This window comes from Nocardioides bruguierae (assembly GCF_023656415.1).
GTDB classification, from domain to species: Bacteria; Actinomycetota; Actinomycetes; order Propionibacteriales; family Nocardioidaceae; genus Nocardioides; species Nocardioides bruguierae.
Window position 1 is genome coordinate 58,117 of the sequence record NZ_JAMOIL010000022.1, and the last position, 24,721, is coordinate 82,837.

The 24,721-nt window shown below is 74.2% G+C and carries 21 protein-coding genes; 15 read left to right on the top strand and 6 right to left on the bottom strand.

Annotation, left to right across the window (positions count from 1 at the left end; all coding sequences use genetic code 11):
• The first annotated feature begins 57 nt into the window (after positions 1-57).
• The 4 genes from M8330_RS15700 (at position 58) to M8330_RS15715 (ending at position 5,915) form a co-directional block, all read left to right on the top strand.
• Positions 58-1,233: an AMP-binding protein gene (locus tag M8330_RS15700; protein ID WP_250828081.1), complete on the top strand. Its 1,176-nt coding sequence runs from the start codon at positions 58-60 to the stop codon at positions 1,231-1,233.
• The gene (locus M8330_RS15705) at positions 1,233-2,219 is read left to right on the top strand and encodes an o-succinylbenzoate synthase (RefSeq protein ID WP_250050902.1); all 987 of its coding nucleotides are present in this window, start codon (positions 1,233-1,235) and stop codon (positions 2,217-2,219) included. The genes M8330_RS15700 and M8330_RS15705 overlap by 1 nt, the downstream gene beginning before the upstream one ends.
• Complete coding sequence (gene menD, locus M8330_RS15710) at positions 2,216-3,826, top strand: 2-succinyl-5-enolpyruvyl-6-hydroxy-3-cyclohexene-1-carboxylic-acid synthase (RefSeq protein WP_250828082.1); 1,611 nt, start codon at positions 2,216-2,218, stop codon at positions 3,824-3,826. The genes M8330_RS15705 and menD overlap by 4 nt, the downstream gene beginning before the upstream one ends.
• 211 nt (positions 3,827-4,037) lie before the next feature.
• On the top strand, positions 4,038-5,915 hold the full coding sequence (locus tag M8330_RS15715; RefSeq protein ID WP_250828083.1) for a cation:proton antiporter domain-containing protein: 1,878 nt from the start codon (positions 4,038-4,040) through the stop codon (positions 5,913-5,915).
• 21 nt (positions 5,916-5,936) lie between these two features.
• Here M8330_RS15715 and M8330_RS15720 read toward each other — a convergent pair whose 3' ends face one another.
• The 5 genes from M8330_RS15720 to M8330_RS15740 form a co-directional block, all read right to left on the bottom strand.
• Positions 5,937-6,860, bottom strand: a complete 924-nt coding sequence (locus M8330_RS15720) for an NAD(P)H-binding protein (RefSeq protein ID WP_250828084.1) — start codon at positions 6,858-6,860, stop codon at positions 5,937-5,939.
• The gene (locus M8330_RS15725; protein WP_250828085.1) at positions 6,857-7,399 is read right to left on the bottom strand and encodes a GNAT family N-acetyltransferase; all 543 of its coding nucleotides are present in this window, start codon (positions 7,397-7,399) and stop codon (positions 6,857-6,859) included. Before M8330_RS15725 ends, M8330_RS15720 begins: the two co-directional genes overlap by 4 nt.
• Complete coding sequence (locus M8330_RS15730; RefSeq protein ID WP_250828086.1) at positions 7,396-8,004, bottom strand: hypothetical protein; 609 nt, start codon at positions 8,002-8,004, stop codon at positions 7,396-7,398. Before M8330_RS15730 ends, M8330_RS15725 begins: the two co-directional genes overlap by 4 nt.
• A 61-nt stretch (positions 8,005-8,065) precedes the next feature.
• The gene (locus M8330_RS15735; RefSeq protein WP_250828087.1) at positions 8,066-8,686 is read right to left on the bottom strand and encodes a LysE family transporter; all 621 of its coding nucleotides are present in this window, start codon (positions 8,684-8,686) and stop codon (positions 8,066-8,068) included.
• Positions 8,687-8,801: 115 nt separating this feature from the next.
• Positions 8,802-9,647 (bottom strand): phosphotransferase family protein, encoded by an 846-nt coding sequence (locus tag M8330_RS15740; RefSeq protein ID WP_250828088.1) that lies wholly within the window; start codon positions 9,645-9,647, stop codon positions 8,802-8,804.
• A gap of 176 nt (positions 9,648-9,823) precedes the next feature.
• Between M8330_RS15740 and M8330_RS15745 the strand changes: the two genes are divergently transcribed.
• From M8330_RS15745 to M8330_RS15755, 3 genes are all read left to right on the top strand, one after another.
• Positions 9,824-10,495, top strand: coding sequence for an MBL fold metallo-hydrolase (locus M8330_RS15745; protein WP_250828089.1), 672 nt, complete (start codon positions 9,824-9,826; stop codon positions 10,493-10,495).
• 160 nt (positions 10,496-10,655) lie between these two features.
• A complete protein-coding gene (locus tag M8330_RS15750) occupies positions 10,656-12,401 on the top strand; it encodes a methyl-accepting chemotaxis protein (protein WP_250828090.1) in 1,746 nt (581 codons plus the stop codon).
• 4 nt (positions 12,402-12,405) lie between these two features.
• Positions 12,406-14,202, top strand: coding sequence for a chemotaxis protein CheW (locus M8330_RS15755; RefSeq protein WP_250828091.1), 1,797 nt, complete (start codon positions 12,406-12,408; stop codon positions 14,200-14,202).
• 317 nt (positions 14,203-14,519) lie between these two features.
• Here the strand turns inward: M8330_RS15755 and M8330_RS15760 are convergent, their stop codons facing one another.
• Positions 14,520-15,821 (bottom strand): isochorismate synthase, encoded by a 1,302-nt coding sequence (locus M8330_RS15760; RefSeq protein ID WP_372490236.1) that lies wholly within the window; start codon positions 15,819-15,821, stop codon positions 14,520-14,522.
• Between the two features lie 50 nt (positions 15,822-15,871).
• Here M8330_RS15760 and M8330_RS15765 point away from each other — a divergent pair, with 50 nt between their 5' ends.
• From M8330_RS15765 to M8330_RS15800, 8 genes are all read left to right on the top strand, one after another.
• A complete protein-coding gene (locus tag M8330_RS15765) occupies positions 15,872-16,600 on the top strand; it encodes a demethylmenaquinone methyltransferase (RefSeq protein WP_372490237.1) in 729 nt (242 codons plus the stop codon).
• 424 nt (positions 16,601-17,024) lie between these two features.
• Positions 17,025-17,384 (top strand): NADH-quinone oxidoreductase subunit A, encoded by a 360-nt coding sequence (locus tag M8330_RS15770; protein WP_250828092.1) that lies wholly within the window; start codon positions 17,025-17,027, stop codon positions 17,382-17,384.
• Between the two features lie 82 nt (positions 17,385-17,466).
• Entirely contained in the window at positions 17,467-18,021 is a 555-nt protein-coding gene (locus M8330_RS15775; RefSeq protein ID WP_250050887.1) for a NuoB/complex I 20 kDa subunit family protein, read from the top strand.
• Complete coding sequence (locus M8330_RS15780; RefSeq protein WP_308196295.1) at positions 18,018-18,752, top strand: NADH-quinone oxidoreductase subunit C; 735 nt, start codon at positions 18,018-18,020, stop codon at positions 18,750-18,752. Before M8330_RS15775 ends, M8330_RS15780 begins: the two co-directional genes overlap by 4 nt.
• Positions 18,752-20,122 (top strand): NADH-quinone oxidoreductase subunit D, encoded by a 1,371-nt coding sequence (locus M8330_RS15785; RefSeq protein ID WP_250828093.1) that lies wholly within the window; start codon positions 18,752-18,754, stop codon positions 20,120-20,122. Before M8330_RS15780 ends, M8330_RS15785 begins: the two co-directional genes overlap by 1 nt.
• Positions 20,119-20,919, top strand: coding sequence for an NADH-quinone oxidoreductase subunit NuoE (gene nuoE, locus M8330_RS15790; protein WP_250828094.1), 801 nt, complete (start codon positions 20,119-20,121; stop codon positions 20,917-20,919). The genes M8330_RS15785 and nuoE overlap by 4 nt, the downstream gene beginning before the upstream one ends.
• The gene (gene nuoF, locus M8330_RS15795; protein ID WP_250828095.1) at positions 20,912-22,243 is read left to right on the top strand and encodes an NADH-quinone oxidoreductase subunit NuoF; all 1,332 of its coding nucleotides are present in this window, start codon (positions 20,912-20,914) and stop codon (positions 22,241-22,243) included. The genes nuoE and nuoF overlap by 8 nt, the downstream gene beginning before the upstream one ends.
• Positions 22,240-24,696: an NADH-quinone oxidoreductase subunit G gene (locus M8330_RS15800; protein WP_250828096.1), complete on the top strand. Its 2,457-nt coding sequence runs from the start codon at positions 22,240-22,242 to the stop codon at positions 24,694-24,696. The genes nuoF and M8330_RS15800 overlap by 4 nt, the downstream gene beginning before the upstream one ends.
• Positions 24,697-24,721 lie beyond the last annotated feature (25 nt).

Genomic DNA, 24,721 nt, shown 5'->3' on the forward strand with positions numbered 1-24,721 from the left:
TCGGTGGCACCGGTCTGGACGAGTGCTCTGGACCGGCCCGGGAGTACGTTGCCCTACGTGGACCCCGCTGCACCGCCCGTGACGCTGCCCGCGGAGCCCGCCGAGGTCGTCGACGTCCTCGAGGCGTGGCTGTCCGCCCCGCACGAGCCGGGCCCGCTGGTCGTGCGCACCTCCGGGTCCACGGGCACGCCCAAGCGGGTGCTGCTCCCGCGGGCCTCGGTGCTCGCCTCCGCCCGGGCCAGCGCCGCCCGCGTCGGTGCCGCGGGGCCCTGGCTGCTCACGCTGCCCGCCGGCTACGTCGCCGGCGTCAACGTCGTCGCGCGCTCCCTCGTCGCCGGTCACCGCCCGGTGCTCGCCGACGACCACGGCTCCTTCGCCGAGGCAGTGGCCGCGCTGGTGGCGGCGCATCCCGAGAGCCCGCGCTTCGTCTCTCTGGTGCCCACGCAGCTGCACCGGATGCTCGGTGGTGCGGGGGCCGCCGCGGAGGGTGCCACCTCCGACGACGTCTGGGCGCTGCGCACGTTCCACACCGTGCTGCTGGGCGGAGGGCCGGTCGACGCGGCGCTGCGCGAGCGCGCCGCGGCGGCGGGCGTCCGCGTCGTGGCCACCTACGGCTCGGCCGAGACCAGCGGCGGCTGCGTCTACGACGGCCGCCCGCTCGACGGCACCCGCGTGCGGGTGGACGACGACGGGCGGGTCCTGCTCGCCGGCACCACCCTGTTCGCCGGGTACGAGGGCGAGCCCGGGCGAGTCGACCGCGACCTCACCGACGCGGCGGTCGTGGGCGGCTGGTTCCGCACCTCCGACGCCGGCCGGATCACCGAGCACGGGCGCCTCCAGGTGCTCGGCCGCCTCGACGACGTCGTGGTCACCGGCGGTCTCAACGTGCCCGCGCCGGCCGTCGCGGCGGTGCTGCGGGCGACGCCCGGGGTGGCGCAGGCCGAGGTCGTGGGGGTGCCGGACGAGGAGTGGGGCAACGTCCTGGTCGCGCTCGCCGTGCCCGCGGACGCCGACGCGCCCCCGCCCCTGGAGACGCTGCGCGACGCCGTGGCCGAGACCCGGCCGCGGGCGTGGGCGCCGCGCCGCCTCGTCCTGCTGGAGGAGCTGCCGCTGCTGGCCAACGGCAAGCCCGACCGCCTCGCCCTCCAGGCCCTCGCCGCCGCAGCGGTGGTCGAGCAGCGAGGAGCGCAGGCGACGAGCGCACGTCGAGACCCCGCCACCGAGGACCGCTGATGCAGGCACACGTCTGGTCGATCCCGCTCACGACCCGGTTCCGCGGGCTGACGGTCCGCGAGGGCGTCCTGCTGCACGACCCCGACGCGCACGACGGCGCCGGCGGCTGGGGCGAGTGGAGCCCCTTCACCGAGTACGACGACGCGGTCGCCGCGCCCTGGTTGGCCTGCGCGCGGGAGGCAGCGGCCGGGGAGTGGCCGACGCCGCTGCGCGAGCGCGTCCCGGTGAACGTGACCGTGCCTGCCGTCGGACCCGAGGAGGCCCACGCGATCGTGCTGCGCGGCGGCTGCCGCACCGCGAAGGTCAAGGTCGCCGAGCGCGGCCAGGCCGAGGGCGAGGACGAGGCCCGGCTGGAGGCCGTGCGCGCCGCGCTCACCGCGCTGCACCCCGGCGAGGAGACCCGGGTGCGCATCGACGTCAACGGCGGGTGGGACGTCGACACGGCGCTGCGCCGGCTGCCGGTGCTCGACCGCGCGGCGGGCGGCCTGGAGTACGTGGAGCAGCCGTGCGCGTCGGTCGAGGAGCTCGCGGAGGTCCGCCGACGCCAGCACGTCCCGGTGGCCGCGGACGAGTCGATCCGCCGGGCCGCCGACCCCTACCGCGTCCGCGACCTCGAGGCCGCCGACGTGGCCGTGCTCAAGGTCCAGCCGCTCGGCGGCGTGGCGGCCTGCCTGCGGATCGCCGAGGACATCGGCCTGCCCGTCGTCGTCTCCTCGGCGCTGGAGTCCTCCGTCGGGATCGCGGCCGGGGTCGCGCTCGCGGCCGCCCTGCCCGAGCTGCCGCACGCGTGCGGCCTGGCCACCGTCCAGCTCTTCACCGGCGACCCCGTCACCACCTCGCTGCTGCCGGTCGACGGGGCCCTGCCGGTGCGTCGCCCGCAGGTGGACGCCGCCGCCCTGACGCGCCTCGCGGCGCCGCCCGACCGCGCGGACTGGTGGGCCGCGCGCCTGGCCCGCACCGCCGCGGTGCTAGAGAGGTCCTCGTGACCGACCAGCCCGAGCCCGCCGCCGTCCTCGCCGCCCGGGGCGTCCTGGCCGCCCTGGTGCGCGCCGGGGTCCGGGAGGTCGTGCTCGCCCCCGGCTCCCGCAACGCCCCGCTGGCGCTGGCCCTCGTCGACGCGGACGCGGCGGGCGTGCTGCGGCTCCACACGCGGATCGACGAGCGCTCGGCCGGCTTCACCGCGCTCGGGCTCTCGCGCACCGGGGCGCCGGCTGCGGTCGTGTGCACCTCCGGCACGGCGGTGGCCAACCTGCACCCCGCCGTCCTCGAGGCCGCCCACGCCGGGGTGCGACTGGTGGCCCTCACCGCCGACCGCCCCGCGCGGCTGCGCGGCACCTCGGCCAACCAGACGACCGAGCAGGAGGGCGTCTTCGGGCCGCTGGTGCCGACGCTCGACCTCGACGCGGCGCCGGAGACCCTCACCATCGGCCCCGGCCCGCTGCACGTGAACCTGCGCCTGGACGCACCGCTCGTGCCCACCGCCGCCTGGAGCGCCGACGCCCTGGCCGAGCTGGCGGCCGTGCCGCCCTCGCCCGCGCCGCCGGTCGTGCGGGAGGGGTCCCTGCCGCTGCTCGACCCCGCCCCGCGCACCGTCGTGGTCGCCGGGGACGACGCCGGCCCGTGGCCGCGCATCCTGGCCGAGCGCGCGGGCTGGCCGCTGCTGGCGGAGCCGTCCTCGGGCGCCCGCACCGGCACGCACGCGATCCGCACCTACCGGCTGCTGCTCGCGGGCGTGCTGGGCGAGCAGGTCGAGCGGGTCGTGGTGGCCGGCAACCCCACGCTCTCCCGGCCGGTCTCGGCGCTGCTCGAGCGCCCCGGGGTGGAGGTGCTCGCGGCGCCGCTCGCCGGGGTCTGGACGAGGCGCCCCCACCCGGTCGCGGGGACGCTGGACCCGGCTCGCCCGCACCTCGACCAGCCCGCCGGAGACCCGGCGTGGCTGGAGGCCTGGCGGGCCGCCGACGCGGACGTCTCCCGCCGGCTCGACGCTCTGCTGGCGGCGGAGGAGGGCATCACCCCGCACGAGGCCGCCGGTGCGGTCGCGGCCGCCCTGCCGTCGTCCGGGCTGCTCGTGGTGGGCCCCTCGAACCCGGTGCGCGACCTGGACCTCATGGTGCCGCGCTACCGCGTCGGCGACCGGCGCAAGGTGATCGCCAACCGCGGGCTGGCCGGCATCGACGGGCTCGTCTCCACCGCCCTCGGTGCCGCCCTGGCGCGGAACTCCTCCCGGGCGCTGGCGCTCGTGGGCGACGTGACGTTCCTGCACGACACCAACGGCCTCCTGCTCGGGCCCGCCGAAGCCCGCCCCGACCTCACCATCGTGGTCGTCAACGACGACGGCGGCTCGATCTTCGCGACCCTCGAGCAGGGCGCCCCTGCCTACGCCGACGCCTTCGAGCGGGCCTTCGCCACGCCGCACGGTGCCGACCTGGCCGCCCTGTGCGCCGCCACCCGGACCCCGCACTGGCGGGTCGAGTCGCTCCCGGAGCTGCACCAGGCCCTCGCATCCCCGAACGGTGGCGTCGAGGTCGTCGAGGTCCGCGTGCGGCGCAGCGACCGCCGCGACCTGGACGCCCGCATCCGCGCCCTCGTCTGACCGCCCACCGGTGATCGAGGTGTGACGAGCGCCGGCGAGGAGCCTCGAGATCGCCGCACGTGTCTGTGGTGCTCGCGGTGGTCGGGTGCGGGGGTCTCGTGGCTCGGCCGTGGGCGGCCTCGCACCTCGACCACCGGTGAGGCCGTGGGCGGCCTCGCACCTCGGCCACCGGTGGGGCCGGGGGTGAGGGCGGTGCTGGGAGGATGGGGGCGTGGAGGTCGCGCTGCTGCTCATCTCGCTGACGCTGGTCGTCCTGGTGGTCACGGCCGTGAGCCGTCGCCTGGACGTGCCGGCGCCCCTGGTGCTGACCGTGGTCGGGGTGATCGGCTCCTACCTGCCGATCCGCGACCTCGAGCTGGAGCCGGAGATCGTGCTGCTGTGGCTGCTGCCGCCGCTGCTGTACTCGGCGGCGCTGGAGACCTCGCTGGTCGACTTCCGCGCGCAGAAGCGGCCCATCCTGCTGCTCTCGGTCGGCCTGGTGCTGTTCACCACCGCCGGCGTGGCGGTCGTGGTGCACGCGCTCGCCCCGGTCAGCTGGCCCGCGGCGTTCGCGATCGGTGCGGTGGTGGGCCCGCCGGACGCGGTGGCCGCGATCGCGATCGGTCGCCGCATCGGGCTGCCCCGCCGGATCGTGACGATCCTCGAGGGCGAGTCCCTGTTCAACGACGCGACCGCCCTGGTGGCGCTGCGCACCGCCATCGCGGCGGGCGCGGTCGGCATCTCGGCGTGGGACGTCGGCTGGGAGTTCGTGGTGGCCGCCGGCGGTGGCGCGCTGGTCGGGTTCGTCGTCTACAAGGTGGTGGCCCTCGTCCGCCTGCGCCTCGACGACTCCCCGGTGGACGTCGGGATCTCGCTGGTCATCCCGTTCACCGCCTACGTGGCGGCCGAGGAGTTCGGCGGCTCGGGCGTGATCGCGGTGGTGGTCGCGGGGCTGCTGCTCGGGCACCGCGCCCCGGTGCTCCAGACGGCGCAGTCGCGGATCGCGGAGCGGACGACCTGGGGCACCGTTGCGTTCCTGCTGGAGAACAGCGTCTTCCTGCTCATCGGCCTCCAGGCGCACGCGATCATCGGCGCGGTCGGGGAGAGCGAGCTCTCGGGCGGCACGATCGTCGCCGTCTGCGCGGCCACCCTGGCGGCCGTCATCGTGCTGCGGCTGGTCTGGGTCATGGGGACGCGGGCGGCGCTGCGCATCCCGGGCGCCGACCCGGCCGCACGCGCCCAGACGCCGTGGACGTACAGCCTCGTGCTCGGCTGGGCCGGCATGCGCGGCGTGGTCACGCTCGCGGCGGCGTTCATCATCCCGGCGAGCACCCCGCACCGCGAGGTCCTGCTGCTCGCTGCGTTCACGGTGGTGGCGGGCACGCTGCTGCTGCAGGGGCCGACCCTGCCGCTGCTGGCACGTCGCCTGCAGATCCCCTCGCCCGACCCGATGGACGACGCCCTGGCCCGCGCGACGCTGCTCCAGCAGGCCTCCAAGGCCGGCTTCGCCCGGCTCGAGCAGCTCGAGTACGACGACCGGCACGGCGTCATCGACACCATCAGCGCACGGATCGACCAGCGGAACTTCGCGGCCTGGGAGCGGCTCTCCACGATCGCCGACGCCGAGGCGCCCTCGGACCTCTACGCGCGCGCCCGGCTGGAGATGATCGACGCCGAGCGGCGCCGGGTGCTGGAGATCCGCGACGGCGGGACGGTGCCGGCCGACGTCGTCTCGGACGTGCTGGCCTCGCTGGACGTGGAGGAGTCGATGATCGACCGCGCGAACGAGCAGCGGGCCGCCGTCGTCCGCGCCCAGGCCCGCACGGTGCTCGAGGGTGGCTGCGACCACCTGGCCGAGCACCCCGCGATCCCGCCGGTGCGCAACCTGGAGAAGGAGGGGACGGGGGAGACCTGCCCCGACTGCCTGCGCGAGGGCACCACGCCGGTGGCGCTGCGCCGCTGCCTGTCGTGCGGCTACGTGGGCTGCTGCGACTCCAGCCCCGGGCAGCACTCGACCAAGCACTTCCACGAGACCGCGCACCCGGTGATGCAGTCCGCGGAGCCGGACGAGGACTGGCGCTGGTGCTACGTCCACCACCTCACGGCCTGAGTCCGCGACCACCGGCGGGAGTCACCGGCGGCGCGGGGCCTCCCAGGCGGCCGCCTCGGCCAGCGCCTCCTCGAGGGTGCGGGCGGGGTGGCCGGTGAGGGTGGCGACGGCATCGGTGACCTCGGCGCAGGAGCCGTCGGCGATGGCGGTGTAGGTCGAGACCCACGCGTCGAGCTGCCAGTCGGGGGTGCCGGGGTAGGCAGCCGCGCGGGAGGCGTAGGCCTCCTCGACGGTCTCGTCGACGAACCGCACCTCGTGGTCCAGCACGGCCGTGGCCCGCGCGGCCACCTCGGTGAGCGTGAGGGCCTCGGGGCCGGTCAGCGTGTAGGCCGCACCGCGGTGCGCGTCCGAGCCACCGGCCGTCTCGGCGAGCACGAGGGTGGCGACGTCCGCGACGTCGGCCCGCGCCACGGCCGCCACGCGACCCGAGCCCGCCGGTCCGCGCACTGCCCCGCCGGCGTCCGCGAAGAAGGGGAGCAGGTCGGCGTAGAAGTTGTCGCGCAGCAGCGTGGCGGTCATGCCGGTGCGGGCGCAGGCGTCGGCGATGGCGGCCTCCGCGTCGGCGTGGTCGCGGCCGAGGGTGAAGGTGGCGTCGGGCGCGGCGCCGGCGAACGAGGTGTAGACGAGGTGGCCCACCCCGGCGTCGGCCGCCGCGTCGACGAAGGTGCGGTGCTGGGTGCGGCGGTCGGGGTCCTCGGCCGCGGAGACCATGAGCAGCACGTCGACGCCGCGCAGTGCCTCGAGCGCGGACGCCCGGTCGGCGTAGCTGATCTTGCGGACGTCGTCGGCGTCGGGGGCCCGGGCGACGTCGCGGACCAGCAGGCGCAGGCCGAGCGAGCCGCGCTGGTCGGCCAGGGCGCCCTCGCGTCCCAGCGCCTCGTCGAGGGTGCGCGCCACCCGTCCGCCGATCGCGCCCGTCGCGCCGGTGATGCCGATGGTCGTCATGCCTGCTCCTCCTGGGTGTTCCGTGCTGCTCCGTCGCGGGGCCGGGCCTGCCGCACCATCCGCAGGTGCCGGCCCTCCGGCTCGTCCTCGCCCACGCCGTCCAGGGCGAACCCGTGGCGGGTGTAGAACGCGATGGCCCGGTCGTTGCCCTCCAGCACCCAGAGGTAGACCGCGTCGTCGGGTCGCACCCCCGCGTCGGCGAGCGCGGCCTCGAGCAGCCGTCGGCCGAGGCCGGTGCCGTGGTGGGAGGCGCGGGCGTAGATGGCGGTGAGCTCCACGGGGGCGGGCGGGTCCTCGTCGCGCGCGGGCCCGGCACTGGCGAAGCCGACCAGGTGGCCGTCGTCCTCGGCCAGCAGGACCCGCGCCCCGGACTCGAGCATCGTGCGCCGCTTGCGCACCCCCTCGTCCCTGCGGGACCGGCGGCCGGTGAGGACCTCCGGCGGCATCAGCCCGGTGTAGGCCTCCTCCCACACGACGAGGTGCAGGTCGGTCCAGGCCTCGGCGTCGCCGGGCACGGCCCGCCGGATGCTCACGCTCACACCAGCACGGTAGCCAGGGGCTGGAGCGCCAGCCAGGCGAGCAGCCCCGCTGTGACGAGACCCGTCACCCGCCGCGCGCCCTCGGTCGACACCCCTCGCCCCAGCATCGCCCCCACCCCCGCCGGCAGCAGGTGGACGCAGGCCGAGACCACGAGCACCGCCGGCACGAGCACGGCTCCGCCGGCCCTGCCGGCCCCGCCGAGGTCCGTGTAGGAGTCCAGCGCGAGGGACACGACGACCACGAGCATCATGGGCCGCACCGCGGCGCCCACGACGAGGAGCAGGTAGGCCCGTAGCGGCGTGATCCCTCGAGGCTGTTCCGCGACCGCTCCTGTCGGGGCCCACGCCGCGCGGGCCATCAGCAGCGCGACGACGAGCAGGACGACCGCCGCCGCGACGGACAGGGCGTACGCCACGAGAGCGTGGGTCGGCGACACCGGGATCACGACGAGGACGATCGCCGCGAGGAGCCCGTCGAACGTCGCTACCCCCAGCGCGCCTGCGGCAGCGACCCGCCAGCCCCGGTACGCCCCGAGGCTCACTAGCAGGAGTCCGAACACCCCCGACCGCAGCACGAGGCTCCCACCCAAGAACAGCGCTTCCATGGTGCGCATCCTGGCAAGGTGGCCCGTACGCGTGGCGGCCGGGTCCTGGTTCCGTCGAGGGTCAGAGGAGCACGGTGGCCAGGGCCCGGACGGCCAGCGCCGCGACCACCCCTGCCGCCACGAGACCCGTCAGTCGTCGGGCACGGTCGGACGAGGCCACCCGCCCCAGCAGCGCCCCCGACCCGGCCAGCACCAGCTGCCAGGAGGCCGAGGCCGCGAGGGCTGCTGCGACGAACACGGCTGCTGCCGACGTCCCGCTGACCACCGCGTCGTTGCCGAGCACGACCGCCACGAAGTAGACGACCGTCGTGGGGTTGACCGCCGTCAGCCCGAGCAGCAGCAGGTAGGCGCGCAGCGGTGACAGCAGGCGTGGCTGCGCCCGTGCCGGCCCCGCCGGCCGCAGCGCCGCCCGGGCCATCAGCAGCGCGACGGCCAGCAGGACCATCCCCGCCAGCAGGGTCAGTGCGTCCGCCACGGGGGCCAGCGCGGCTGCGGCGGCCGCGCCCGCGAGGACGGCGACCCCGGCGTAGAGGCCGTCGACCGTCGCCACGCCCAGCGCACCCGCCGCCGCGACCCGCCAGCCCTGCTGCGCCCCCAGACTCACCAGCAGGGCCCCGATCGCCCCGACCGGCAGAGCGATCGCCCAGCCGGTCACCAGCCCGGCCAGCAGCGCGCTCCCCACGCGCCCATCCTCACCAACCGCCGTTCCCGGGGCCACCGGATATCCGCCTGCACCGGACGGGCGCGGTCGTGGCACGTTCGGACGGCCGCAAGGCCCGTTCGACCGTCCAGACGTGTCACGACCCGACGACGAGGTGGTGCAGCCAGGAGTCGAGCCGGTCTCGCTCGGGTGGGTCCTCGAAGAACCCTCGTCTGCCCGGGGGAGGGAGGAACCCCACCGCGTCCATGACGAGCCAGTGGCGCTCCGGCGCGGTGCCGCTCACCGCGGCGTGCTCGCGGACGAACGAGAGCGCAGTCGGCACTCCCAGTGCGACCGCCAGGTTGGTGGCCACGTGCGCCGCGTCGAGCCAGGCGGGGCCAGTGGAGGTCTCCACCCAGTCCACGACCCCGGTGATCTCGTCACCGGTCCACAACAGGTTGTGATGGCCGAGGTCGCGGTGGAGGAAGGTCGGCTCGAAGTCAGGCGCGGGTCCGGCCAGCAGCTCGAACGCTCGCCGCCACGACCTCGGGTGCCGGGTCCAGGTGGGGACGACCCACTTCGCCTCCCAAGCCCAGGACTGGAAGGGCCGGAACGGTTGCGCGGGCCGGACGGCATGGACACCTGTCACGAGGCGAGCCAGTGCGCCGACGTGGCCGGGGCCGAGGTCGTCGCGCCGGCTCCCCGGGAGCCGCGTCATCAGATGGGCGGCGACGCCGCAGTGCTCCCCGTCCGGGTCCACGGCCAGGCTGACGGGGGCGGGCACGCCGGTCCCGGTCAGCTCCCGCTGGGCCTCGCGCTCACGGGCCACCAGATCGGGCCCGTGGGTGCGCCACGGCTCCTGCGTCATCAGCCTGAGGACCGCGGAACGACTGGCAGTGGTGAGGGCGAGCATCGTGGAGGTGCGCCCTCCGACCAGCGGCTCGACGTCCAGCACCTGCTCGCCGAGCCGGCCCTCGGCCCAGGTCGTGGCGGCTTCGTGCACGGAGGAAGTCTAGGCAAGCCTGTCGCGCAGGGCTTGGCGGCAGTGGGTGCGGGCCGCGGGCCGCGGGCCGCGGGGTTGTGTCACCGCAGGCACCGTCGGGGCGGGCGAGGAGGTGCGTGCGGTGACAGAATCCCGGCCGCGGGCCGGCCGCAGGAGACGGGGCTAGCGTGGTCGGCATGCGGATCACCAAGTTCGGCCACGCCTGCGTCCGGATCGAGCACGAGGGCGCCACGATCGTGCTGGACCCGGGCGGGTTCACCTCGCCCGAGGCGGTGGACGGGGCGGACGCGGTGCTCATCACCCACCAGCACCCCGACCACCTGGACGCCGCGAACCTGCGTCGCACGGACGCGCCGGTGCTCACGATCGGCGCGGTGGCGGCCGCGATCGCCGCGGACGCGCCCGACCTCTCCGAGCGGGTGAGCGTGGTGGCGCCGGGGGAGCGGTTCACGGCCGCCGGGGTGCAGGTCGAGGCCGTGAACGAGAAGCACGCCGTCATCCACCCCGAGTACGACCGCTTCGACAACTCCGGCTACCTGCTCACGCTCCCCGGCGCCGGGCAGAACACGGGGCAGGACGGGGCGGCGACCACGGTCTTCCACCCCGGCGACAGCCTCGACGGGCCGGGCCGCCCCGTCGACGTCCTGCTGCTGCCGGTCTCCGCACCCTGGCTGCGGATCCGCGACGCCATCGACTTCGCCCGCGACACCGCGGCGCCGCGCAACCTGGCGATCCACGACCAGGTGTACAGCGACGCGGGCCTGGCGATGGCCGACGCTCACCTGCGCACCTTCCTCGAGCCGGCCGGCCTGGAGTACGCGCGTCTCGCCGAGGGTCAGGACCTCTGAGCACGCGCACGTGCTAGTGGTCTGGACCCCAGGTGTCCTTTACCTTCACGCAAACGGTTCCCCCGTTTGCGTGAAGGTGTTGTGAGGACGAATGCCTCAGGGCCCCCGGGGCCGGGACGAAAGACCCGGTGCCCCCCCAGCCCGACGAGAGGAACCGGCCGTGACCGCGCGAACCTTCCCCTCCAGCGACACCACCGCCGCCAAGACCGCCCGCAGCACCGCGGCCCCCCACCGCCAGGCCCTCGCGGACGCCGGCGTGCGCACCGCGCTCGAGCAGAGCTGCCTCGTGCTGGAGTGCCAGCCCGACGGGGTCATCACCCACGTCAACGCGGCGCTCGCCGAGACGCTCGGCTACACGGTCGAGGAGCTGGTCGGCCAGCCGCGCGAGGTGCTGCTGCGCGACAACGCGATCCGAGAGGAGCAGCTCCTGTGGCAGCTGCTGCGCGGCGGCGGCCACCGCACCGACGTCTTCGGCCGCGTCGCCCGCGACGGCCGGGTCCGCTGGCTCCAGGGCAGCTACCTGGCGCTGGGCGACGGCCACGAGGCCGAGACCGTGCTCGCGCTGCTCACCGACGTCAGCCACGAGCGCGACACCGCCGCCGAGCACGCGGCCAACGTCTCCGCGATGCACCGCTCGCAGGCCGTCATCGAGTTCGACCTCGACGGCACCATCCGCTTCGTCAACGACAACTTCCTGCGCGCCACCGGCTACCAGCGCGGCGAGGTCGTGGGCCAGCACCACCGGATCTTCTGCGACCCGGCCTTCGCCTCGTCCTCGGACTACGTGGACTTCTGGAACACCCTCGGCCGCGGCGAGTTCGTCTCCGGGGAGTTCCAGCGCCGGCACAAGTCAGGTCGCGAGCTGTGGCTCCAGGCGACCTACAACCCGATCCTGGACGCCGAGGGCAAGGCGACCGGCGTGGTGAAGTTCGCGACCGACATCACCGACCAGAAGACCCGCAACGCCGAGTTCGTCGGCAAGGTGACCGCCATCGACGCGGCCCAGGCCGTCATCGAGTTCGACCTCGAGGGCCATGCGCTCAGCGCCAACGACAACTTCCTGCGCGCCATGGGCTACTCGCTGCGCGAGATCACCGGCCAGCACCACTCGATGTTCTGCACCGAGGAGTACGTGCGCACCGAGGAGTACCGCGACTTCTGGCTGCGGCTGAGCAAGGGCGAGTTCATCGCCGGCCGCTTCGAGCGCGTCGGCAAGTTCGGCCGCTCGGTGCACCTCCAGGCCACCTACTCGCCGATCCTGGACGGCCACGGCCGGCCGTTCAAGGTCGTCAAGTACGCCCACGACATCACCGCCCAGGTCGAGCGGGAGCGCTCGATCGCCGAGCGCACCGCCCGGATGGCCGAGGCCATGGCGTTGATGGAGAGCGGCCTGCTCGAGGTCAACCGGCACACCGAGGAGGCGGGCCGCTCGGCGGCGCAGTCCTCCGACGACGCCGCCCAGGGCGCCGAGGCGCTGGCCACCTCGCTCGAGGCGATCGTCGCCCTCCAGCGCTCGAGCCACTCGATCAGCGAGATCGTGCGGGTCATCGCCGAGATCGCCGCGCAGACCAACCTGCTGGCCTTCAACGCCTCCATCGAGGCCGCCCGGGCCGGCGAGCACGGCATCGGGTTCTCGGTGGTGGCGGGGGAGGTCCGCAAGCTGGCCGAGCGCTCCTCGGAGGCCGCGCACCAGATCGGCGGGCTCATCCTGCAGTCCACGGAGCGGATCGACACCGGCCACGACGTCGCCAAGCGCGCCGAGGCCTCGTTCGAGCGGATCGCCGGCAGCGTCACCTCCACCTCCGAGGCGATCGCCCAGATCCTCGGCTCCACCGTGACGCAGCGCGAGGCCGCGTCCGAGGTGCGGGTGCTGCTCGACGAGCTGGCCGCCGGCCGCACCGACTGACGCCATGACGCTCCACGCCCTGCCCACCCACCAGTCCACCCACCAGTCCACCGACCAGCGCCCCGTCGCGCTCGTCGGTCACCTCGACCCCGCCCACCCGGCGGCCGTGCCCACCGCCACCGGGCACGCCGCACCGGGCGGGGTGATGGGGGCCGCCCCGGTCGCAGCAGCCCAGGGAACTGCTGCGGCCGGGGGAACGGTCCCCGGTGCCGGAGAGGGTGCTGGAGATGGCGACGTGGTGCTCGGCGGCCTGGTCGTCGGGGGCGTTGAGCTGGCGCTGCCCATCGACGCGCTGCGCGAGGTCGTGCCGGTGCCGTCGTCCTTCGTCCCGCTGCCCACCCGGGCCGCGGGCCTGCGCGGCGCGATGCGCCTGCGCGAGCACATCCTCCCTGTCGTCGACGCCCGGGCCTGGTTGGGTCTGCCCAGGCAGGACGAGCCCGAGATCGTCGTCGTCGTCTCCGACGGCGACCGGATGATCGGCGTGCTCGCCGAGCGCGTCCGCTCGGTGCTCACCGTGCCGGCGGGGGAGATGGTCCACTTCGGTGCCGCGGAGGCGGTCGGGACGGGCCAGGAGGCCGCCCCGACCGGCCCGACCGCCGCGTCGCCGTCGGGGGCCGACCACGGTGACGGGCCGGGCGCTGGGAACCTCGGCCCGTCACCGCTGGTGCTGTCGTCGGACGCGGCCGAGGAGCCGGCCGCCTGCACCGCCGCCTTCGTGCACGACGCGCTGCCCGGCGGCATCGTCTCGGTGCTCGACGTGCGCGCCCTGCTGGGTCACCGCGGGTGGCCGAGCGTGCCGGTGCCCGTCGACGCGGTCGCGCCGGTGCGCAGCGGGGACGTCGCCAGCTGCACCCTGCTGCGCTGCGGCGAGGTGCTGATGGCCGTCGACATCGCGACGGGCCGCACCACGCTGCCGTCCTTCCACGCCACGCCCTCCGTGCTCGACGGCGAGCTGTGCCGCGGCACCACCGAGGTGATGGGTCGCCCCACCGCCGTCACCGACCTGCTCACGCTGCTCGGCCTCGGCGTCACCGAGCGCGAGGAGGGCGGCCCCGGCCTGGTGGTCGACGCCGGCGACGGTCACGTCGTGCTCGGCATCACCGACCTCGTCACGATGGTCGACGTCGACCTCGCCGACCTCATGCCCGTCCCGTCCTTCACCCTCCCGCACCCGCACCTGGTGCGGGGCATCACGCAGGTCGAGGGGCACGGCCGGGTGCTCGTCATCGACGGCCCCGCGCTCGCCGCCGACGACCGGGTGGCCGTGCTCGGCACGGTGATGAGCGAGGAGGCCGCCGTGCTCGACGGCACGCAGGACGCCGGCGGCGCCGATGAGTCTGAGGACGGGGCGGGTCACCTCGGCGAGGCGCACCTCGTCCTCGGGTCGGGCGGTGCGTTCGCGGCCGTCCCGCTGGAGCAGGTGCGCGAGATCCTGCCGTGGCCCGAGACGCTGCTCAGCACCCACGTGGGCGGCGGCGTCCTCGGCCTGCTCACCCACCGCGGTGCCGTCGTGCCCGTCGTCGACCTGGCGCCACAGCTGGGTCGCGTCGGGCTGGCGGCCGGGCCCCGCCGGACCGACGCCGGTCCCCTGCTCCTCGTGGACGTCGACGGCGAGCCCCTCGCCTTCGCGATCGACGAGCTGACCTCCATCGAGGCCCAGCGCTGGGCCCAGGCCGAGCCCGACCCGGACGGGGTCGAGTGGATCACCGTCGGCGCGGACGAGCGGCTGCTCGCCCGCGTGGACCTGCGCGGTCTCGCGGCGACGGTGCTGGCTGAGGGGCGCATGCTGTACGCGGTGTAGTCGGTCGCCGCGGGGGTGGTCTCGACGTGCGCTCGTCGCTGCTCGACCACCGGAGGCCGCGTTCGGGTGCGGGGATCTCGTGGCTCGTCGCCAGGGCTCCTCGCACCTCGATCACCGGTTCCGGCGGACGCCGTTGCGACGATTCGCAACTGCCTCTGGAGATAGATCTATCCGAGGCTCATGAAGCGTTCGCGCGCGCCGCCTGTTCTGCAGCGACGAGACGAGCGTGCGGGCCGTGAGCCTGCGAACGCCCGTGCCGAGTCGAGGAGTGAAGAACAGGGGTACAAGCGCGCGGACATGTCGCCGGAGGCGACCAATCAACCCAGCGCGTCCCGCATCGGCAGCAGCTTGGCCTGGGACTCGGCCAGCTCGTCGGCCGGGTCGGAGCCGGCGACGATGCCGCACCCGGCGAAGAGCCGCACGGTGCGCCCGTCGACGGCCGCGGAGCGCAGCGCGATGCCCCACTCGCCGTCGCCGGCGGCGTCGATCCAGCCGACCGGGCCGGCGTAGCGGCCGCGGTCCATCCGCTCGACCTCGGAGATGACCGCGACGGCCGCGTCGGTGGGGGTGCCCCCGACGGCGGCGGAGGGGTGCAGCGACTCGGCGAGCCGCAGCGAGGACGCGGCGGCGGGGTCGGCGACGACGCCGGCCACGTCGCTGGCCAGGTGCATGACGTTGGGCAGGTGCAGCACGAACGGGGCGTCCGGCACGTTCATCGACGAGCAGTGCGGGCCGAGCGCGTCGGCGACGGAGCGGACCGCGTACTCGTGCTCCTCGAGGTCCTTCGACGAGCGGGCCAGCGCGCCGGCGAGCTCGGCGTCGCGGCGGTCGTCGCCGGTGCGCCGGATGGTGCCGGCGAGCACCCGCGAGGTGACGAGGCCGCGCTCGCGGCGCAGCAGCATCTCGGGGGTGGCGCCGATCATCCCGTCCACGTGGAACGTCCAGGTGGTGGGGTAGCTGGTGGCGAGGCGACGCAGCGGCCAGCGCACGTCCACGTCGTGCTCGGTGGTGGCGACGAGGTCGCGCGCGAGCACGACCTTGTCGACGTCGCCGGCCTCGATCCGCGCGACGGCGTCGGCGACGGCGCTCATCCAGGACTCGCCGTCCAGGGCGCCGTCGGCGTAGGTGACCTCGCCGGGGCAGCCGGGCTCGTCGGCGGGGTGCAGCACGGAGGCGCGGTGGTCGAGGTCGTGCCCGACGGTGGTGACCCAGGCCCGGTCCCCGCGTCGTCCGACGACGACGGAGGGCACCACGAGCACGGAGTCGCCGGGGGCGTCGGCGAAGGCGAAGGAGCCGAAGGCGACGAGACCGGTGCCGGGCAGGCCCACCTCGTCGCGGACGACGGCGCGGTCGACGACCTGCGACCACCAGCTGTCGGCGTCGGCGAACCGGTGGGCGCCGGTGGTGCGGACGACGGCGGCCTGCCCCCACCCGACGAGGCCCTCGCCGCGGCGCAGCCACGTGACGGGCTGCTCGGCGGGCAGCAGACCGAGGAGGTCCGCGACGGCCCCGGGCTCGACGGCGACGGTGCGGGCGACCAGCCGCGGGGCGGGTGCGCCGCTGCCGTCCCCGGTGCGCTGGTGCGCGGCGCCGGGAAGGCCGTCGGGCTCGCTCGTCACGTGGCCGAGAGTAGCGCCGGGGCTGCACACCCCTGCCATCCGCCTACGTCGTGGCGGGTCCCGACGTGGCCCCCACTACGCTGCTCGACGTGGCACGCGCAGACCTGGACAAGCAGCCGACCGACGTCCGACGCATGTTCGACGCGGTGGCCAAGCGCTACGACGTCACCAACGACGTGCTCTCGCTGGGTCAGGACCGGCGCTGGCGCACCGCGGTGATCGCCGCGGTCGACCCGCAGCCGGGGGAGCGGGTGCTCGATCTCGCGGCCGGCACCGGCACGAGCAGCCTGCCGTTCCACGACGCCGGCGCCACCGTCGTCCCGTGCGACTTCTCGCTCGGCATGCTGCGCGTGGGCAAGCAGGCCCGCCCGCACCTGCCCTTCACCGCCGGTGACGGCACGAGCCTGCCCTTCGCGGACGCCACCTTCGACGCGGTGACGATCTCCTTCGGCCTGCGCAACATCGTCGACCCGCTGGCCGGCCTGCGGGAGCTGCGCCGGGTGACGAAGCCGGGCGGCCGGATCGTGGTGTGCGAGTTCAGCCACCCCACCTGGGCGCCGTTCCGCACCGTCTACGTGGAGTACCTGATGCGGGCGCTGCCGCCGGTGGCGCGCGCGGTCTCCTCGAGCCCGGACGCCTACGTCTACCTGGCCGAGTCGATCCGCGCGTGGCCCGACCAGGCGGGCCTGGCGGAGCTGCTGGGCGAGGCCGGCTGGGCCGACGTCGAGTGGCGCAACCTCTCGGGCGGCATCGTCGCCCTGCACCGCGGCCGCGCCTGAGCGAGCCGCGCACGACCGCTCGCCCCGGCTGGGGCCGGGCGCGTCCCGACACGCGTCGGCAAGGTCACGTCGGCCGGTGACCAAGGGCCCCCGGCCCTCCGCAGAGGTCCCGTGCGGGGCCCCTGCCGGCCTGCTGTGGGTCACCTGTGTGAATCTGCACACATACCCCCAGGTCAGGAGGGGTCCTAGGTCCCGGACGGGGTGTGTCGCCGGGCCCTGTCGCGTACCCCCGCGGGCAATTACGCAACGTTTGCGTTGATTAAATCCGCAGGTCAATGGCGGTTTCGAGGGCCACCCCCCGTTCACTAAGGTCCCCTGTCGGTGGCAGTATGGCCGCCGTACCACTCGTGATGTGTTTCACAAGCGTGCGAGGCAAGGCCGTCCACCCGCGAGGGTGAGCGGGGCCCCGTGGAGGGAGAAGCAGATGGAGCTCTACGTCTCGGTCCTGGTGCTGGGAGCCATCGCTGCCGGGTTCGCCGTCTTCTCGGTCGTGGTCAGCACGCTGACCGGCCCCAAGCGCTACAACCGCGCGAGGCTCGACTCCTACGAGTGCGGCATCGAGCCGACGCCGCAGCCCGTCGGCGGCGGCCGGTTCCCGGTGAAGTACTACACGATCGCCATGACCTTCATCGTCTTCGACGTCGAGATCATGTTCCTCGTCCCGTGGGCGGTGCACTTCGACGCGCTGGGCGGCTTCGCGCTGCTCGCGGTCTTCCTCTTCCTGCTCAACCTCACGCTCGCCTACGTCTACGAGTGGCGACGCGGCGGCCTGGACTGGGACTGAGGCCCACGATGCGCTGCTGCGCCCGCCCGCGTCCTCCTCGCTCGGGGACGACCTCCGACCACGCAACGGAAGGAACCATCTGATGGGTATCGAGGAGAAGCTCCCCAGCGGTGTCCTCCTGACCACCGTCGAGGGGGTGGCCGGCTACTTCCGCAAGGCGTCGTTCTGGCCCGCCACCTTCGGTCTCGCCTGCTGCGCGATCGAGATGATGACCTCGGGCGGCCCGAAGTACGACCTCGCCCGCTTCGGCATGGAGGTCTTCCGTGCCAGCCCGCGCCAGGCCGACCTGATGATCGTGGCCGGCCGCGTGAGCCAGAAGATGGCCCCGGTCCTGCGCCAGATCTACGACCAGATGCCCGGCCCCAAGTACGTGCTGGCCATGGGCGTGTGCGCCTCCTCGGGCGGCATGTTCAACAACTACGCGATCGTCCAGGGCGTCGACCACGTCGTGCCCGTCGACATGTACCTCCCCGGCTGCCCGCCGCGCCCGGAGATGCTCATCGACGCGATCCTCAAGCTGCACGACCAGGTGCAGCACACCAAGCTGGGCGCCCACCGCCAGGCCGAGATCGCCGAGCTCGAGACCAGCGCCCTGCAGGCCCTGCCGACCTCGGAGATGAAGGGGCTCATGCGGTGAGCGACGACGACACGAACGCCCCCGACCAGGCGGCCACCGACCAGTCGCCGGAGAACGTGCCGGCCCCCGTCGGGACGCAGCACACCGCCGGCGTCCGCACCGGCATGTTCGGCGTCCACGGCACCGGCGACACCTCGGGCTTCGGCGGTCTCACGCAGGCCGTCGACTGGCCGCGTCCCAGCCAGGCGCCCTACGGCGGCTGGTTCGACCAGGTGGTCCAGTCGCTGGTCACCGGCACCCGGGCGCAGGGCGTGGAGAGCGCCCTCGGCTCCGTCGTCGTCCACCGCGGGGAGCTGACCCTGCACGTGCGCCGCGAGGACCTGCTGGTCGTCGCCCGCGTGCTGCGCGACGACCCGGCGCTGCGCTTCGAGTTCTGCGCCGGCGTCAACGGCGTGCACTACCCCGACGACACCGGCCGCGAGCTGCACGCCGTCTACCACCTGCTCTCGATGACCTACAACCGGCGCGTGCGCGTCGAGGTCGCGGCGCCGGACTCCGACCCGCACGTGCCCTCGCTGGTGGCGGTCTACCCGACCACCGACTGGCACGAGCGCGAGGCCTTCGACATGTACGGGATCGTCTTCGAAGGCCACCCGTCGCTGACCCGCATCCTCATGCCCGACGACTGGCCGGGCCACCCGCAGCGCAAGGACTACCCGCTGGGCGGCATCCCGGTGGAGTACAAGGGCGGCACCGTCCCGCCGCCGGACCAGCGGAGGAGCTACAACTAATGGTCTCGACAAGCTCGACCACCGGAGGCTCCGTCGGAGCGGAGGACGTCTACGCCGGCTCGTCCGAGACCAGCGACGGCAAGGTCTTCACCGTCACCGGTCAGGACTGGGACTCCATCGCGGAGGGCCTCGGCGAGGCCGCCGAGGAGCGGATCGTCGTCAACATGGGTCCGCAGCACCCGTCGACGCACGGGGTGCTCCGCCTCATCCTCGAGATGGAGGGCGAGACGGTCACCGAGGCCCGCTGCGGCATCGGCTACCTGCACACCGGCATCGAGAAGAACATGGAGTTCCGCTCCTGGACGCAGGGCGTCACGTTCTGCACCCGGATGGACTACCTCTCGCCGTTCCACAACGAGGCCGCCTACGTGCTCTCCGTCGAGCGGCTGCTCGACATCGAGGAGGACGTCCCCGAGAAGGCCCAGGTCATGCGGGTGCTCCTCATGGAGCTCAACCGCATCTCCAGCCACCTCGTCGCCATCGCCACCGGCGGCATGGAGATCGGCGCCCTCACCGTCATGACGATGGGCTTCCGCGAGCGCGAGCTGGTGCTGGACCTCTTCGAGCTCATCACCGGCCTGCGGATGAACCACGCGTTCGTCCGCCCCGGCGGCGTCGCCCAGGACCTGCCCCCGGGCGCCCTGGAGGAGATCCGCTCCTTCATCGCGCTGATGAAGAAGCGGCTGCCCGAGTACGCCGCCATGTGCAACGCGAACCCGATCTTCAAGCGGCGCCTGGAGGGCGTGGGCCACCTCGACCTCGAGGGCTGCCTGGCGCTCGGCATGACCGGCCCGGTGCTGCGCTCCACCGGCTACGCGTGGGACCTGCGCAAGACCCAGCCCTACTGCGGCTACGAGGACTACGAGTTCGACGTGCAGACGTGGGACACGGCCGACTCCTACGGCCGGTTCCGGGTCCGGCTGGGCGAGATGTGGGAGTCCCTGCGGATCGTCGAGCAGGCCGCCGACCGGCTGGCCGGCCTCGAGGGCGCGCCCGTGATGGTCGCCGACAAGAAGATCGGCTGGCCCAGCCAGCTGGCCATCGGCTCCGACGGCATGGGCAACAGCCTCGACCACATCAAGCACATCATGGGCGAGTCCATGGAGGCCCTCATCCACCACTTCAAGCTGGTGACCGAGGGGTTCAAGGTGCCCGCCGGCCAGGCCTACGTCCCGATCGAGGGGCCACGAGGCGAGCTCGGCGCCCACGTCGTCTCGGACGGCGGCACGCGACCGTTCCGGGTCCACTTCCGCGACCCGTCCTTCACCAACCTGCAGGCGACCAGCGTGATGAGCGAGGGCGGCCAGGTGGCCGACGTCATCGTGGCGATCGCCTCCATCGACCCCGTGATGGGAGGCGTCGACCGATGAGCACCACGAGCGCGCTGGAGCAGACCACGCTCGACGAGCTGGCCGAGATCGCCGCCCGCTACCCCGAGAAGCGCTCGGGGCTGCTGCCGATGCTGCACCTGGTGCAGTCCGCGCAGGGCAAGGTGACGCCCGAGGGCATCCAGGCCTGCGCCGACATCCTCGACATCAGCCCCGCCGAGGTCAGCGGCGTCGCGACGTTCTACACGATGTACAAGCGCCGCGAGCCCGGCGACTTCCACGTCGGCGTCTGCACCAACACCCTGTGCGCGGTGATGGGCGGCGACGAGATCCTCGCCCGGCTCCAGGAGCACCTGGGCGTCGGCAACGACGAGACGGCGGAGAAGCGCGAGGGCGACGCCCACACCGTGAGCCTCGAGCACATCGAGTGCAACGCTGCCTGCGACTACGCGCCCGTGGCGATGGTGAACTGGGAGTTCGTCGACAACCTGACGCCCGACACCGCCGTCCAGCTCGTCGAGGACCTGCGCACCGGCAAGGAGGTCCGCTCCACGCGCGGCCCCCGGCTGTGCAGCTGGCGCGAGGTCGAGCGCGTCCTCGCCGGCTTCCCCGACGGGCGGGCGGACGAGGGGCCCAGCGCCGGGCCGTCGTCCCTGGTGGGCCGGGAGATCGCCCGCGAGCGCGGCTGGTCCGCCCCGCCGGGCGCGGCGAGCGGCACCACCGGCACCGAGGACCTGTCGGCGTCGGAGGCCGCAGCGGAGGCCGACACCTCGCGCGCCGAGTCGGAGACCGTGGAGGCGGACGTGGAGTCGACCGTGGAGGAGCCGAGCGATGACTGACACCCTGACCCCCGTCCTCACCGAGCCGTGGGGCGTCGACCGCTCCTGGACCCGCGAGGTCTACGAGTCGCGCGGCGGCTACCGCGCCCTCGACACGGCGTTCGCGATGAGCCAGGACGACGTCATCGCCGCCGTGAAGGACTCCGGCCTGCGCGGCCGAGGCGGGGCGGGCTTCCCCACCGGGATGAAGTGGTCCTTCATCCCCCAGGACGCTAGTACCGAAGCAGGGCGGAACCCGAAGTACCTCGTGGTCAACGCGGACGAGTCCGAGCCGGGCACCTGCAAGGACATCCCGCTGATGATGGCCAACCCGCACGTGCTGGTGGAGGGCGTCATCATCGCCTCCTACGCCATCCGCGCGCACAAGGCCTTCATCTACATCCGCGGCGAAGTCGTGCACGTGATCCGTCGGGTCCAGAACGCGGTGCGCGAGGCCTACGAGGCCGGCCACCTCGGCACCGACATCCACGGCTCGGGCTACGACCTTGACGTCGTCGTCCACGCCGGGGCCGGCGCCTACATCTGCGGCGAGGAGACCGCGCTGCTCGAGGGCCTGGAGGGACGCCGCGGCCAGCCGCGCCTGCGCCCGCCGTTCCCCGCGGTCGCCGGGCTCTACGCCAGCCCCACGGTGATCAACAACGTCGAGTCGATCGCCTCGGTGCCCTCCATCGTCGGCAACGGCGCGGAGTGGTTCTCCTCGATGGGCACCGAGAAGTCCAAGGGGATGGGCATCTTCTCCCTCTCCGGCCACGTGAAGCGTCCCGGCCAGTACGAGGCGCCGCTGGGCATCACCCTGCGCCAGCTGGTGGAACTCGCCGGCGGCATGCGCGACGGGCACGAGCTGAAGTTCTGGACCCCGGGCGGCTCCTCCACGCCACTGCTGACCGCCGAGCACGTCGACCTGCCGCTGGACTTCGAGGGGATGGCCGGCGCCGGCACCATGCTCGGCACCCGCGCCCTCCAGCTGTTCGACGAGACCACCTGCGTGGTGCGGGCCGTGCTGCGCTGGACGGAGTTCTACAAGCACGAGTCCTGCGGCAAGTGCACCCCGTGCCGCGAGGGCACCTGGTGGCTGGTGCAGAACCTGGCGCGGCTCGAGAAGGGCCAGGGCAGCGAGGAGGACCTCGACCTGCTGCTCGACCAGTGCGACAACATCCTGGGCCGCTCGTTCTGCGCCCTCGGTGACGGCGCCACCAGCCCCATCTCCAGCTCGATCAAGCACTTCCGCGAGGAGTACCTCGCGCACCTCACCCACGGCGGCTGCCCGTTCGACCCGGCGCGGTCGACGGCGTGGGCGTCGAGCCAGCAGGAGGTCACGGCATGACGGTCTCGACAAGCTCGACCACCGGGGGCGAGCCGCGGGCCGACCTGGTCACCGTCACCATCGACGGCGTCGAGGTCTCCGTCGAGCCCGGCACCCTGGTGATCCGGGCCGCCGAGCAGGCGGGCGTGCAGGTCCCGCGGTTCTGCGACCACCCGCTGCTGGCGCCGGTGGGCGCCTGCCGCCAGTGCCTCGTCGACGTCCCGGACGCCGGCAACGGCCGCGGCTTCCCCAAGCCCCAGGCCTCGTGCACCCTCCCGGTCGCGCCCGGCATGGTGGTCAACACCCAGGCCTCCAGCCCGGTCGCCGACAAGGCGCAGCAGGGCGTCATGGAGCTGCTGCTGGTCAACCACCCGCTGGACTGCCCCGTCTGCGACAAGGGCGGCGAGTGCCCGCTGCAGAACCAGGCGATGAGCAACGGCCGCGGCGAGTCACGGTTCGCCGCCACGAACGGCACCAAGCGCACCTTCCCCAAGCCGATCAACCTCTCGCCGCAGGTGCTGCTCGACCGCGAGCGCTGCATCGTCTGCCAGCGCTGCACCCGGTTCGCGGCCGAGATCGCCGGCGACCCGTTCATCGCGCTGGTCGAGCGCGGCGCGCAGCAGCAGATCGGCATCGCCGAGGACGCGCCCTTCTACTCCTACTTCTCCGGCAACACGATCCAGATCTGCCCGGTGGGTGCGCTGACCAGCGAGTCCTACCGCTTCCGCAGCCGTCCGTTCGACCTGGTCTCCACGCCGAGCATCGCCGAGCACGACTCCTGCGGCGCCGCGATCCGCGTCGACCACCGTCGCGGCACGGTGATGCGCCGCCTCGCCGGTGACGACCAGGACGTCAACGAGGAGTGGATCACCGACAAGGACCGCTTCGCCTTCACGTGGGCCAAGCAGGACGACCGGATCGGCTACCCGATGGTCCGCGAGGACGGAGTGCTGCGTCCCGCGTCCTGGCCCGAGGCGTTCGCCGTGGCCGCCCGCGGCCTGGCGGCGGCCAAGGACGCCGGGGGAGTCGGTCTCTTGCCCGGCGGCCGGCTCACCGCCGAGGACGCCTACGCCTGGTCCAAGCTCGCCCGCACCGGGCTGGGCACCAACGACGTCGACTTCCGCTCCCGCCCGCTCTCGGCGGAGGAGGAGTCCTTCCTCGCCGCGCACGTGGTCGGCAGCGGCGTCGAGGGCTGGAAGGACGGCGCGGTCACCTACGCCGACCTCGAGTCCGCCCGCACCGTCGTCCTCGCCGGCCTCGAGCCCGAGGACGAGGCGGGCACGATCTTCCTGCGCCTGCGCAAGGCCCACCTCGCGGGGCCGCTGCGGGTGCTGGCCATCGCGCCCTTCGAGACCCGCGGGCTCACCAAGGTCGGCGGCACGCTGCTCCCGACCGCCCCCGGTGACGAGCCGGCTGCGCTCAGCAGCCTCCTGGGCCACGCCGACCACGGCGTCGACAAGGACACGATCATCCTGGTCGGCGAGCGCCTCGGCCTCGTGCCGGGCGCCCTCAGCGCCGCCGCCGAGCTGGCCGCCAAGTCCGGCGCCCGGCTCGTCTGGGTGCCGCGTCGGGCCGGTGACCGCGGCGCGGTCGAGACCGGCGCCCTGCCCGGGCTGCTGCCCGGCGGCCGCCCGGTCGCCGACGCCGCCGCCCGCGTGGACGCCGCCGCCCACTGGGGCGTCACCTCGCTGCCCGAGGCGCCCGGCAAGGACGCCGACGCGATCGTCGCGTCCGCGGCCGCGGGCGGCCTGAGCGGCCTGCTCGTCGGTGGCGTGGACCCCGACGACACCGCCGACCCGGCCGCGTTCCGCGCGGCCCTGGCGGCCGCCGACTTCGTGGTCAGCCTCGAGGTCCGGGCCACCGACGTCACCGCCGCCGCCGACGTGGTGCTGCCCGTCGCGCCGCCGGTGGAGAAGGCCGGCTCGTACGTCACCTGGGACGGCCGGGTCCGTCCCTTCGAGGCCGTGCTGCACACGCCGGCCGCGCTGCCCGACTGCCGGGTGCTCGCCGGCATCTCCGAGGAGCTGGAGGCGCTGGGGCGCGGCCGCCGGCTGGGCTTCCGCACCGTCGACGAGGTCCGCGCCGAGCTCGGCCAGCTGGGCCCCTGGGACGGGGAGGCCCCGGCGTTCACCCCGGTCGCCCCGGTGACCGGTGGGGGCGAGGGGCTGGCGCTGGCCACCTGGAAGACGCTGCTCGACGACGGCTCGCTGCAGGACGGCGACAAGCACCTGGCGGCCACGGCCCGCCCCGCCGTCGTCCGCCTGAGCCCGGCGACCGCCGCCCAGGTCGGCGTGGCCGACGGCGCGAGCGCCGTGGTCACCGGTGACCGCGGCAGCCTCACCCTGCCCGTCGAGGTCGAGGCCTCGATGGTCGACGGCACCGCCTGGGTGCCGACCAACTCCTACGGCACCGCGGTGCTGGCCCGCCTGGCCTCGCCCGGCAGCCGGGTGAGCGTGAAGGGAGCGGACCAGTGAGTCCCCTGACGGCCCTCACGGGCAT

Bases quoted from the DNA above. Each gene is read 5' to 3' on its own strand.
- M8330_RS15705 (WP_250050902.1), top strand. From the start codon at position 1,233: ATGCAGGCACACGTCTGGTCGATCCCGCTCACGACCCGGTTCCGCGGG.
- M8330_RS15720 (WP_250828084.1), bottom strand. From the start codon at position 6,860: ATGACGACCATCGGCATCACCGGCGCGACGGGCGCGATCGGCGGACGG.
- M8330_RS15730 (WP_250828086.1), bottom strand. From the start codon at position 8,004: ATGGAAGCGCTGTTCTTGGGTGGGAGCCTCGTGCTGCGGTCGGGGGTG.
- M8330_RS15745 (WP_250828089.1), top strand. From the start codon at position 9,824: ATGCGGATCACCAAGTTCGGCCACGCCTGCGTCCGGATCGAGCACGAG.
- M8330_RS15755 (WP_250828091.1), top strand. From the start codon at position 12,406: ATGACGCTCCACGCCCTGCCCACCCACCAGTCCACCCACCAGTCCACC.
- M8330_RS15770 (WP_250828092.1), top strand. From the start codon at position 17,025: ATGGAGCTCTACGTCTCGGTCCTGGTGCTGGGAGCCATCGCTGCCGGG.
- M8330_RS15775 (WP_250050887.1), top strand. From the start codon at position 17,467: ATGGGTATCGAGGAGAAGCTCCCCAGCGGTGTCCTCCTGACCACCGTC.
- M8330_RS15785 (WP_250828093.1), top strand. From the start codon at position 18,752: ATGGTCTCGACAAGCTCGACCACCGGAGGCTCCGTCGGAGCGGAGGAC.
- nuoE (WP_250828094.1), top strand. From the start codon at position 20,119: ATGAGCACCACGAGCGCGCTGGAGCAGACCACGCTCGACGAGCTGGCC.
- nuoF (WP_250828095.1), top strand. From the start codon at position 20,912: ATGACTGACACCCTGACCCCCGTCCTCACCGAGCCGTGGGGCGTCGAC.
- M8330_RS15800 (WP_250828096.1), top strand. From the start codon at position 22,240: ATGACGGTCTCGACAAGCTCGACCACCGGGGGCGAGCCGCGGGCCGAC.